Raw genomic sequence first — 11,405 nt, 5'->3', positions numbered from 1 at the left:
TACGGAGAAGGCCCGGTCACTCTCCCGCCTCCGCCGCGGGCCGCACCTCCTCCCCTTCCCGGTCGAGGACCAGCCATGCGCGGACCGCCTTGCGCTTGCCCTTCAACGCCATCTCGCCCACCGGCAGTCCGGCCACCTTGCCCCGCACCGCCGTCCAGGTCGGCTCCCCGATGACGATCCGGCAATGGGGGGAGGAGCGCATGTCCACCGTCTTGCCCAGCGCCTCCAGCCGGGCGGCGGTGTTGGCGGTGTCGCCGAGCAGCGAATACTCCATGTGCCGCAGCCCGCCCAGGCTGCCCGCCACCAGCGGCCCGGTGTGGATGCCGACGCGGATGCCGATGGCCGGCAGCCCGTCCGCCTGCCAGCGCTGGTTCAGCTCCTGAAGCTCACGGCCCATCTGGATGGCGCAGCGCACGGCGCGCTCGGCGTCGGCGTCGATCTCCGCCTGGGTGGTGCGGGCGACGGGGGCGCCGAAGACCGCCAGGATGGCGTCGCCGATGAAGCGCAGCACGATCCCGTCATGCGCCGCCACCACCCGCACCATGGCGTCGAGATAGCCCTCCAGCCAGCGGATCAGCGGCTCCGGCTCCAGCGCCTCGCAGACGGTGGTGAAGCCCTCGATGTCGGAGAAGAAGACGGTGGCGGTCAGCTCCTGCGGGCGGGGACGCCCGCCGGCCAGGAAGGTCGCGCGCTCCCGCCAGATCTCGTCGGCGACGGGCTGGGAGACGTGGTTGGCGAACAGCTGCATCAGGCTGCGGCGGTCGGTGCGCTCCTTCAGCGACAGATGCGCGGTCATCGCCGCGATGCCGCCCAGCCACGCGGCGGACGGCGCCATCATCGCCACCAGCGGCCCGCCCTGGGCGAACAGCGCCAGCGCCGCCGCCCACAGCGCCAGCAGCCCGAGCAGGCTGGCCGGCACCAGAACCCACACCGGCCAGCCGGCCAGCGCCAGCGCCACCCCCGCGGCGCTCAGCGCCAGCACCAGCGCGACGACCCAGCCGGTGGACAGGTCGCGGCTGGTCCGCCCGTCGAGGATCTGGGCCAGCGCGTGGGCCTGGATCTCCACCCCCGGCGTCGACAGGCCGGCGACCGACAGCGGCGTGCGGTGCTGGTCGACCCCGACCAGGACGGTGCCCACCACGGCGATCCGCCCGGCCAGCCAGCCGCGCGGCAGCATCCCCACCATGTCCGCCGGATAGGTCGGGAAGGGCGGCGCGTCCGGCGACGGGCGGGCGTGCCAGTCGATGCGGAAGGGCTCCGCCGGGACCTCCATCCCGGCCGCCCCTCCGGCAACCTGGGCCATCCGCGCCGGGAAGCTGGGCAGCCCATCCGGTCCCTGCGGCACATGCCAGCGCACGGTGCCGTCCAGCCGGTCCTTGGCGAGGTTGGCGTGGCCGTGCGGAATGCCGTCGAGGAACCGCCCGAGGTAGCGGCGCTGCTCCTCCGTCAGCGGCGTGTCGCCGAGCGCCGTGATGGCGACCACCGGCACCCTGGCCCGCTGGATGCGCTGGCGCAGCCGCTCGTCGAGCGCGGGCAGGGTCGGCTGGTCGAACAGGATGTCCAGCCCGATGGCCCGCACCCCCGCCCCCTCCAGCGTTCCCACCAGATCGGCGAGGAAGCCGCGGTCCACCGGCGACCGGCAGGCCAGCGTGGCGAACAGGTCCTCCCCCAGCGTGACCAGCACGATGCCGGGATGCTGCGGGGCGGGCGGCGTGAAATAGGCGATGGCGAGGTCGCGGAAGCTCTCGTCGGCGGAGCGCAGCGGCGGCACCAGCCGGGTCAGCCCCAGCGCCGCCGCCGACACGCCGACCACCGCAGCCAATCCCACCAGCCCTTTGGCCAGCCACGGGGCTTTCGCCCAACCCGGCCTGCCCTCCGATGTCCCCAACGGCGGCGCCCTCACTCCACGCGCAGGATCACCTGCGCCATCACCAGTTCGGTCTGCTTCAGCGAGGCGAGCGTCCGCTCCAGCCGGGCCGCCGCCTCGTCGGACAGGGGCCGGAAGGCGTCCTGACGCCCCGGCAGGTCGGCGCCGAGATCGCGCCCGGCGGCGAAGCAGCGCACCTCCTGGTCGGCGGACAGGCTGCCCGACCGCTCCGCCGCGCGCAGCGGCACCGGCATGCTGTCACCGGCCAGCGTCAGGGTGCGGTGCCCCTCGACCAGCGAACTGGCCGACGGCCCCGGCGGGTAGATCGGCGTCAGCTGGCCGCGCGTGTTGCGCAGGTAGCAGTAGAGATGCGCGTCCCGGTTCGTCTGGAGCACCAGCGTCACCGTCTCGCCGGACCGGTAGGTCGGGTAGAGGCCGCGGTCGGTGGCGAGATAGAGATTCAGCGGCGCCACGCTGTCCCGCACCGGGTCGAGCAGGGCCGCGGCCTGCGCCGCGCAGCCGGCGCCGGCCAGCCGGACGGCCAACTCCGCGCCCTGCCCCGCCCCGATGCCTTCGGCGGCGATCACGCGCAGGGTCAGGCTGTGGCGCACCCGCCCGTCCGGCCCGGCGACGGAGACGGCGGTGCCGTCGCTCATCGGAAGCTCGCGCGGCCAGGGCACCGCCGCTCCCTTGTCCCAGCGCAGCGTGGCGGCGGCCTCGCGCCCCTCCGCGCGCAGGGTGGCCGGGATCAGCGCCGGGTCGGCGGGCTTGCGCAGCAGCACCGTGCCGCCGGACTTGACGCATTGGGTTCCGGCGCGGCCCGGGTCGAGGGTGAAGACCTGCTCCTCCCCCTTCTGCATCGGGGTGCCGACCGCGCGGGCGGCGCCAAGGTCGGTCTGGAAGAAGCGCTCCCCGCCGACGAGGCTGCCGACGCCGGTCCAGCCCGAGGCGTCGGGCATGCGGTCGAGCGGCCCGTCGAACGGCCCCTTCACCCGCAGCATGCGCCCGTTGGCGAACAGGAACATGGCGTTGGCGCCGTCCGGCACGCTGACCGCGGCGCCGTCGGGGACCAGTTGCCCCTGGGCGTAGCCGGGGGCGGTGGAGGCGACGACCACCGCCTGCTCCGCCGCCGCGCGGCCGGCGGTGAAGCCGACCGCCCCGAAGGCGGCCAGCGTCAGGGCCGCCGCCGCGAGTCCGCTCAGGGTCCTGTGCGCCATGCTGGCCTCCACCGGCGGGGATCGTGGAATCATTGGCGTTTCCCGGACGCCTGTCCAGGCGGCGAAGGGGGAACAGCGGGGTTGCGGACCCGGCCCAAAGAAGGGCTGGCGCCGTGAACGTACGGGCATGGTCGGACCTCCGAAATGATGCGCGCCGGCCCTATGCCGGCCCCCCGAGGCTAGACGGCGGACGGCGGCCGCCGCTGTGAGACGCAGCACAAAGTTGCGCAGGAGTTGGGGGCCCTCCGACGTACTGAGTGTGGCGGGCGCCACAGCGCGGCCCGGCCCCGCCCCGTAGAGTGCCGGGCAGGACCGGCGCCCCGTTGGTCCGCCCCAAGCGCCCGAGGAGACCGACCATGACCGCCCGCCGCACCAAAGCCGACGCCGCCCAGGGCTTCGCCGACGGGTTCGACGACCGCTTCGCCCGTCATGGAATCCTGGAGGTCGCCTATCTGCGGTCGGTCGAGATCGACGGCCTGCCCGCCTACGCCGTGTACGCCGCGAACGGCACCTGCCTGTGGCTGGACACCGATCGCGCGTCGGCCGGGGCGACGCTTCAGGAGCATGGGATGGAGCTGGTCAGCGTGCATTGAGGAGTCGGGGGCAAGGTCTTGGGGGCCAAGGTCTTGCCCCCACCCTCCCCACGTCGTGGGTCTCCTCCCTCCCCCGCTTCGCAGGGGAGGGCTTTTTTGGTGCGCGCAGCACCAATTCCCTCCCCTGCGAAGCGGGGGAGGGTCAGGGAGGGGGCAACACTCACCCACTCATCATCCCTTCGGGCTCAGCAAACACGCCGTCCGGTTCCGCGTCACCACCGCGAGGCTGTTCTCCGGCTCGCCCGCCCGGCGGAAACGCAACGAATTCAACTGGCTGGCGATGCTGAGCGAGAGGACGTTCAGATCGGTCTCGTCGATGATCTTCTCCCCGTCCTGCCAGCACTGGATGCGCACGCGGCCCTTGGGGACCCCGACGTCGATGCCGCCGGGCTGCACGCCCGCGTCGCTGCTCTTCTTGCGGACCACCGTCGCGTCGGCGGCGCCCCCGACGAGGGGGAGCGCCGCGATCGCCACCAGGAGAAGGAGTTTCCGGATCATGGCGCGCCCTCCCTTCCCTCTCGGTCACTGGATCGGCCGGAACTCGACGCGCCGGTTGCGGCTGTCGGTCGGGTCGGGGGTCAGCGGCTGGCTCTTGCCCAGGCCGGCGATGGCGATGCGCTGCGGCTCGATGTGATGGACGCGCACCAGATACTCGCCCACCGACACGGCCCGGCGCTCGGAGAGGGCGAGGTTGTACTGCTCGCTTCCCACGGCGTCGGTGTGCCCTTCGATGACGAGGCGGAGTTGCGGGTCCTGCGACATCAGCCCGCCGACCGCGTCGACGTAGGAATAGAACTCCTTCGGGACGTCGGCGGAGTTGAAGGCGAAGTTGATGCGGAAGCCGAAGCCGTTGGTCGGGCGGGTCTCCGCCGGGGTCTCCGGCGCGGAGAGGGTGGCCGGCTGCACGCCGCTGGAGCGGCGCGGGGCGGCCGGCGGCGGGGCGACGGGCGGGGCCGCGGCCTCCTGCACGGGCGCGCGCTTGGGCTTGGGCTGGGGCGCCGGTTCCGGCTGCGCCACCGGGGCGGTCGGTTGGCTGTAGCTCGGCGGGCTGTAGCCCGGCTGCGGCGTCGCCTGCTGCTGGGCGGGCGCCCCGTAGTTCACGCTGTCGGTCGGACGCGGGCGGTTGGCGCTGTTCATGCCGCCGCCGATGATCTCGATGCTGCGGGTGCGGATCTTGGGCTGTTCCGTGCCGTCCGCCGGCGCCGGGCTTGGCTTCACCGCCTCGCGCAGTTCCTCCACCGTCGGCGGGCGCTCGAACATCATGACCCGGTTGCCGCCGGAGCCCTCGACGGTCTGCGCCCGCGCCGGAACCGCCATGCAGGCCAGGGCGATCATCGGCAGGGCCAGAACGGGAAGCGCCACGCCGTTCAGCCGTCGGGCGATGGTCTTGGAGGTCGGTCGCGGCATCGGTGGTCTCCCATGATTCGGCGCCATGATCTGGCGTGGTGTTCTGCTGCCCCCTTCTCTACCCCCGTTCCCCGCCCCCACGCTGTGAGCCGGCCCACAACTTCCTGCTCTTACCGCTGCGCCGACACGGCGGGCAGAACCTGCACGGCCATCTGCCGGCTGCGCACGTTGGTCCCCTGGATGCTGCCGTAGGCGCCCACCACGTCCGCCAGGGTGGCGCCGGGAATGGGCTGAAGGTCCTCGGTCTTGTAGCGGTCGGCGATGCGGGTCCCGAGTTCGTCGGGCGAGACGACGCAAGCAATGGTCTCGGAGGCGCCGGGACGGTCCATGCGCAGGTTGAAGGGCTTCTGCGCGCCCGGCGGGACCTCGACCTGCTGGTTGGCCTGGACGAAGCTGTCGGGCTGGAAGCGGTTGGGGAAGATGCGGGCCACCGACCCGGCGGCGTCCTGGTAGTAGCAGTAGACGAAGCCGTTGGCCGTCGGCTGCACCTTGACCACCAGCGCCTCCCCGGCGCGGTAGCGCGGCTGCGGCCCTCGGTCGGAACTGAGGACCAGATCGGGCGGCGCCCCGGCCGGCGCCGGCGCGGCGCGCGGCAGCCCCTCCCCACCCGCGTTCGACACCGATTGCAGGCGCGGCGCCCCCGGCCCCTTTTGCCCACTCGGTTGGGCCAGCATCCGCTGATAGAGGTCGAAGTCGATGCGCCCCGTGGCGATCAGGTCGTTGTCCGCCTGGTAGCGGGAAATCGCGTCGCGGGTGCGCTCGTCGAGCTGTCCACTGTCCGATCCGTCGTAATAGCCCTCGGCCAGCAGGACGCGCTGGACGTAGGCGACGCGCTGCGACGGCGCCATGCCGTCGAACCAGTCGCGCGCCTGCCCGGCGAAGGCCGGGTTGGTCTGGTCGATCCCCAGGCATTGCCAGTAGGGGGTGCGGGTCATCTTGCCCAGCACCTCGATCGTGCTGAGTTCGATCAGGGTGCGCACCGCCTGATGCAGCCCTTCGGACTTGTTGAGCGAGACGTTGAAGGACAGGCCGGCCTTGCCGATCACCGCCCCGGCGTCCGCCCCCTTGCCCGACGAGATGATGGCGAGCGAGTTGCTGGCCGACAGGCCGGGGATGATCTGGCGGGTCGCCAGCTCCCCGATGTTCAGGTCCACCGAGATCACCGACATCACCTGATCGGCGGAGATGCCGAGATCGACGGTGGGCAGGGAGATGCCGGCGCTGGCCGCCTCGCTCACCACGTTGTCGTCGAGCTGGGTGATGGCGCCGCGGACGTAATAGGACGGGGCGCGGAAGTTGGGCTGCACCCCGATCATCCAGTAGAGCGCGTTCACGTCGTCCAGCGTCGGTTCGAAATCGACGAAGCGGAAGGCGTTCGACCGCTCCGACATGCGCGACACGGCGGTGATGAGCATTTCCTTGGTGCCGCCCGCCACCCGGCCCGTGGCGTCGGGGATGCCGTTGGAGGTGATGAAGATGTCGCGCTTGCCATGGTTCCACATCAGCGTGTCCATGCAGCGCAACGCCTCGCTGAAGTTGGACACGGTGCGCACGGGCGGGGTCTTCGGCTTCTGGACCAGGGTCGCCTGTTCGCCCGAGGTGACGCAGGCCCCCAGGAGCAGGAGCGATGCGGCGGCTGCCACCTTCGCGAAACCGGTGCACTGGACAAATGCCATGGCCTCACTCCCTGGACGTTCACCCGACTGGATCAGCGGACCGACACGCGCGTGCTGTCGCCGCCCGGACGCACGGTGATGGTGATCTTCTTGGACACGATCGGCGGGTCGTGCGGGATGTGCTCCGCATCGCCCATCAGAAGCTGGAGCGTGTGCCGCCCCGGCGGCAGTTCCAGGTAGGTTTCCGTCTGGCCCTTGCCGAAGTGGATGTAATTGCGGTTGTTGGGGATCGGCTCGTCCATCGGCGGCAGGTCGGCGTCCACCAGAAGGTGGTGGTGGCCGGTGTTGTCCTTTCGCACGCCCGCCGGGGCGACGCCGAAGTTGCGCAGCCCGAACCACACCTTGAAGCGGCCCTTCACCACCTCGCCGTCGTTGGGCCAGCCGATGTAGAGATAGGCGTCCTTCGGGGACGCCGTCCGTCCGGACTTCGCCGCGTCGGGGGTGGAGGGCGTGCTTTCATGCTCGTGCCCCGGGCTGGCGGGCTGCGGCGTGTTGGTGGTGTCGGACAGCGGCTTGTCGAGCGGGTCGGCCTCCGGCGACGACTGCGCGGCCAGCGGTCCGGCGGCGAGCAGGACGGCCAGAAAAACCGTGATCGCGGCGCTGCGCATCATGACGTCCTCCCTGTCGCGCTGTTATTGCGGCACGATGCCCTCTAAGGCACGATGATGGTGATCTTCTGCGACATGATCGGCGGGTCGTGCGGCACATGGTCCGCGTCGCCCAGGATCATCTGGAGCGTGTGCCGGCCCGGCGGCAGTTCCAGCCGCACCTCCGTCTGGCCGCCGCCGAAATGCAGCGACTGCTTGGTGTTCGGGATGGGTTCGTCGTAGGTGGCGAGGTCGCTGTCCACCAGCAGATGGTGGTGCCCGGTGTCCTCCTTGCGGATGCCCGCCGGGGCGATGCCCATGTTCTGCAAGCCCATGCGGACCCAGAGCTTGCCGCCCGGAACGGTCGTCCCGTTGGATGGCCACATGATGTAGGCGCGCGCCCCATCCGGTGCCTTCTCACGCCCATTCGTGCCTTGGGAATTGCTGTTCTGGGCCGACGCCGCGCCCGGCAACAGGAGCAGCGCGGCCGCCACGATCATGGCGGCATGAGGCATGGACACCTCGCTCTTCTGGCTCTTCTCTTTGGGAGTTTCAATCTTATGCTTGGTGGGCGGACAATGTTCGCGGTTTTTCGGACCTCATCCTTTCTCTCCCCACCCTCCGAATATTAAGGGGCGAAGGCATTCCCCAGCCACCCCACTTTGCGCGAAGACGGAGGCCTCGCCGCCTATTCCTATTTTGGGCTTGACGGTTCCGCTCCCGGTGCGAAGGTCACGGGGCAGGAGGTTGCCGGTCCCGCATGCCCGATTCATCCCGCCTCGCCCCGCTTCCCATCGGCCCCACCGGCGCGCCGCCGCGTCACGGCCTGCGCCATCTGCTGGTCCCGGCCCTGCTGACCCTCGGGGCGGCCGGTTTGGCAGGGCAGCGGCCCTGGCTGTCCGGCCACATCACCCCCATCGCGGGCGTCATGGTGGCGGACGCGCTGGCCTCGCTGCTCGGCGCGGTGGCGTGGCTGGCGGCGGCATGGCTGGGGTCGCGGGTCATCGACCTCGTGGTGGCGCGCCACCCCCGCGCCACGCCGATGCCGCGCCTTCTCACCGACCTGCTGCGCGCGCTGCTCTACGGGCTGGCGGTGCTCGGCATCCTGGCCTTCGTGCTGGGGCAGCCGGTGACCGGGCTGGTCGCCACCTCCGGCGTGGTGATCGCGGTGCTGGGCTTCGCGCTGCGCAACATGATCGCCGACATCTTTTCCGGCATCGCGCTCAACGTCGAGCACCCCTACCGCATCGGCGACTGGGTGGAGCTGACCCCCGGCGTGACCGGGCGGGTGGACGAGATCAACTGGCGGGCCACCCGGCTGGTCACGCTGGACGGCACGGCGCTGGTGGTCCCGAACGGCCTGGCCGCGGGCAACCGCATCACCAACTACAGCCAGCCCGGCAGCGGCTTCCGCGCCGGCGTGCCGGTGACCCTCGACGCCGAGGTGCCGGTGGCCCGCGCCAAGCGGATCATCCTGTCGGCCATCGTCTGCTGCGACGCCGTCCCCACCGAGCCGCGGCCCGACGTGGTGGTGGAATCGATCACGCTGAACGGCGTCACCTATCAGGCGCGCTTCTGGGTGGCGGACTATTCCCGGCTGGCCGCGACCCGCGACGCCGTGGCGACCACCATCCTGGAGCATCTGGCCCGCGCCGGGCTGGAGCCGGCCAGCCCGAAGCAGGAGATGCGCCGCCGCCGCGCCGCCGCGCCCGCCTGTTCGGCGAACGGGCTGGGACAGGAATTGCTGTCCCATGTCGACCTGTTCGCCGCCTTCCGCCCGGAGGAGATCGCCGAGCTGGCCTCCGGCATGCACCTGCGCCACGTCGCCGCCGGGGAGGCGGTGGTGCGCCAGGACGAGACCGGGACCTCCCTCTTCCTGGTGGCCGAGGGCGCGCTGGACGTGCGCGGAGCTTTCGGAGGGCGGACGCTCCTGCTCGACCACATGGGGCCGGGCGATGTGTTCGGGGAAATGTCGCTGCTGACCGGCCAGCCGCGCAGCGCGTCGGTGATCGCCAACACCGACGCCGTGGTCTACGAGCTGGACAAGGAAACGCTCGACCCCATCCTGCGCCGCCGTCCGGAGCTGGCCGCCCGGCTGGCCGACCTGATGGGCCTGCGCCAGCGCCGCAACGACGCCCACCGCCGCGCCAGCGTCCCCGCCGCCGTGACCCAGGCGACGGCCGAGCATGACCTGCTGGCCCGCCTGAAGACCTTCTTCAGCCTGTGAGTCAGAACCTGTGGGTCAGCTGTTCAGGGGGGAGAAGGGCATGCCCGCCTGCTCCAGCGCCTTCTCGATGACCTCCGCCGAGGTCTGGTCGAACAGTTGCAGCAGCAGGTCGTCAATCTCGCGGTCCTGGCTGTTGCCGCAGGCGTCGAACAGGGTGGCGATGGCCTCCGTCTGGAAACGCTCGCGCCCCTCGTCGCCGCCCCGGTAGTCCAGCGCCTTCGCCACCGCGATGGCGACGCGGAAAGGCTTCAGCAGGGTGAAGGACAGGCCGGCCTTGGCGAACAGCCCCTTCAGCGCGTGCGGCCCGCCGTCCCAGGCGAGCTGACGGGCGTTTTCCGGCGGCAGGTTGGCGCGCACCGCCATGCCGGCGTCGAACAGCGCGATCTCCCCGGCGCAGAGCGCGCGGAAGAGCAGCGGCGCCGACAGCCGCCCACGGATCAGCAGGTGGCGGGCGAGAAGCTCCACGTCGGCCTCGCGCGGGGTCAGCGGCTTCAGCAGGAGCAGGGTCGCCGCCTCCCGCGCCCGCTCGACCAGGACGCCGATCAGACGGGGGTTGAGCCGGTGGGTGCGGATCAGCCGGTTGCGGATCTCCTCCGACACGAAGAGGATCAGCTTCTCGACCACCGCCGCCGACAGGTCGGGCCGCGCCGCCACCGCCTCGTTCACCGTGGCGACCCCGCCCCAGCGGTCCAGCACGCTGTGCAGGGACGGTTCCGCGATGACCGCGCCCCGGTTGCGCAGAAGCTCGGTGATGACGATGACGTTGCCGTTGCGCACCAGCGCGTCGGACACCGCGGGCGAGACGGAGCGGCGCCCGGCGATGGCAAGCTCCTTCGCCGGGCGCCGTTCGCGCAGGATGTCCAGGAGCAAGCCTTCGCTCAGCTTTTCCGCGTGGCGCAGGATGGGAAAGGCCACCCGGTCGACGTCGCGGGCCAGCTTCTCCGCCAGCCCCTCCGTCAGCAGGGAGGAGTTGTGGATCTGCCACGCCACCGCCTCGCGCACGGCGGTCACCGCGTCGGCGGCGAAACGTTGCAGGATGTCCATGGCCAGCGCCCGTTCCGCCTCGGCCAGGTCCCCCGCCTCCAGGTCGCGCACCAGATGGGTCATGGTGTCGATGCGCGCCTGGGCGTCGGGTGCGGCCAGCAGGCGTTCGACATCCTTCTGGCTGAGGGACCGCTTTGACATGCGCTGGGTCTTCCGGAACGGACGCTCGGGATCAGTACTCCGGCGTATCGTAGCGGATAAGATCGCTCCACGCCCGCTCCAAACGGCGCAACGTGCGGTAAGTCGTCTCCAGATCGGCGGCTTCCTCGTCGGTGCGGATCAGCGCCTCGCCCCGCACCGCCTCCAGCCCGCGCAGCGCCTCGCACAGCTTCAGGCCGCGCTCCGACAGGCGGAGCCGCGCCGTGCGCCGGTCGCGCTGCGAGGCGGAGCGGTCGACATAGCCGGCCTCCACCAGATGCTTCAGGTTGTAGGAGGCGTTGGAGCCGAGATAGTAGCCGCGTTCCAGCAGATCGCGCACCGACAGCTCCTCGCCGCCGATGTTGATCAGCATCAGGGCCTGGCCGGGGCTGAGATCGTCGATCCCGATGCGCGCCAGTTCCATCCGCAGCACGTCCAGGAAACGCCGGGTCATGCTCTCGATGATGCGGCCAAGGTCGGTGTAGACGGCGGGCAGGGACGCGCTCGCCGGGGCGGCGCTGTCCGGCACGGTGCTGGCCGGCACGGCTGGGGTCGGCTGCTGCTTGGCGGCGGCGCTCATCGCGATACTCCCGCTTTGGAAAAAACCTTCATGGTATGGCGTCGTTCCAATTCCGAACGGCGGACGGTT

The 11,405-nt window shown here is 71.3% G+C and carries 11 protein-coding genes; 2 read left to right on the top strand and 9 right to left on the bottom strand.

Annotation, left to right across the window (positions count from 1 at the left end):
- Nucleotides 1–16: 16 nt before the first annotated feature.
- Both TSH58p_RS34570 and TSH58p_RS16740 read right to left on the bottom strand, forming a co-directional pair.
- Nucleotides 17–1,813 carry an adenylate/guanylate cyclase domain-containing protein gene (locus tag TSH58p_RS34570; RefSeq protein ID WP_282183611.1) on the bottom strand — a complete coding sequence of 599 codons (1,797 nt, stop codon included), beginning with the start codon at nt 1,811–1,813 and terminating at the stop codon, nt 17–19.
- An 86-nt stretch (nt 1,814–1,899) separates the two neighbouring features.
- Nucleotides 1,900–3,084, bottom strand: a complete 1,185-nt coding sequence (locus TSH58p_RS16740; protein ID WP_158282590.1) for a DUF4384 domain-containing protein — start codon at nt 3,082–3,084, stop codon at nt 1,900–1,902.
- A gap of 356 nt (nt 3,085–3,440) precedes the next feature.
- Between TSH58p_RS16740 and TSH58p_RS16735 the strand changes: the two genes are divergently transcribed.
- Nucleotides 3,441–3,677 (top strand): DUF1150 family protein, encoded by a 237-nt coding sequence (locus TSH58p_RS16735; RefSeq protein ID WP_109069673.1) that lies wholly within the window; start codon nt 3,441–3,443, stop codon nt 3,675–3,677.
- A gap of 171 nt (nt 3,678–3,848) precedes the next feature.
- Here TSH58p_RS16735 and TSH58p_RS16730 read toward each other — a convergent pair whose 3' ends face one another.
- From TSH58p_RS16730 to TSH58p_RS16710, 5 genes are all read right to left on the bottom strand, one after another.
- On the bottom strand, nt 3,849–4,175 hold the full coding sequence (locus TSH58p_RS16730) for a hypothetical protein (protein WP_109069672.1): 327 nt from the start codon (nt 4,173–4,175) through the stop codon (nt 3,849–3,851).
- Nucleotides 4,176–4,199: 24 nt separating this feature from the next.
- A complete protein-coding gene (locus tag TSH58p_RS16725; protein ID WP_158282589.1) occupies nt 4,200–5,084 on the bottom strand; it encodes an OmpA family protein in 885 nt (294 codons plus the stop codon).
- A gap of 110 nt (nt 5,085–5,194) precedes the next feature.
- Nucleotides 5,195–6,760: a DUF4384 domain-containing protein gene (locus TSH58p_RS16720; protein ID WP_109069670.1), complete on the bottom strand. Its 1,566-nt coding sequence runs from the start codon at nt 6,758–6,760 to the stop codon at nt 5,195–5,197.
- Between the two features lie 32 nt (nt 6,761–6,792).
- A complete protein-coding gene (locus TSH58p_RS16715; protein WP_247873989.1) occupies nt 6,793–7,371 on the bottom strand; it encodes a DUF4399 domain-containing protein in 579 nt (192 codons plus the stop codon).
- A gap of 41 nt (nt 7,372–7,412) precedes the next feature.
- Entirely contained in the window at nt 7,413–7,862 is a 450-nt protein-coding gene (locus TSH58p_RS16710; RefSeq protein ID WP_109069669.1) for a DUF4399 domain-containing protein, read from the bottom strand.
- A 245-nt stretch (nt 7,863–8,107) separates the two neighbouring features.
- Here TSH58p_RS16710 and TSH58p_RS16705 point away from each other — a divergent pair, with 245 nt between their 5' ends.
- A complete protein-coding gene (locus TSH58p_RS16705) occupies nt 8,108–9,574 on the top strand; it encodes a mechanosensitive ion channel family protein (protein WP_247873988.1) in 1,467 nt (488 codons plus the stop codon).
- 15 nt (nt 9,575–9,589) lie between these two features.
- Here the strand turns inward: TSH58p_RS16705 and TSH58p_RS16700 are convergent, their stop codons facing one another.
- Both TSH58p_RS16700 and TSH58p_RS16695 read right to left on the bottom strand, forming a co-directional pair.
- Entirely contained in the window at nt 9,590–10,759 is a 1,170-nt protein-coding gene (locus tag TSH58p_RS16700) for a DUF2336 domain-containing protein (protein WP_109069668.1), read from the bottom strand.
- 31 nt (nt 10,760–10,790) lie between these two features.
- Nucleotides 10,791–11,336: a MarR family winged helix-turn-helix transcriptional regulator gene (locus TSH58p_RS16695; RefSeq protein WP_109069667.1), complete on the bottom strand. Its 546-nt coding sequence runs from the start codon at nt 11,334–11,336 to the stop codon at nt 10,791–10,793.
- Nucleotides 11,337–11,405 lie beyond the last annotated feature (69 nt).

Origin of the sequence: Azospirillum sp. TSH58 (assembly GCF_003119115.1) — a bacterium.
Taxonomy (GTDB): domain Bacteria; phylum Pseudomonadota; class Alphaproteobacteria; order Azospirillales; family Azospirillaceae; genus Azospirillum.
Note: the sequence above shows the minus strand (reverse complement) of the source record. Positions and strands in the feature narration are given on the sequence as shown.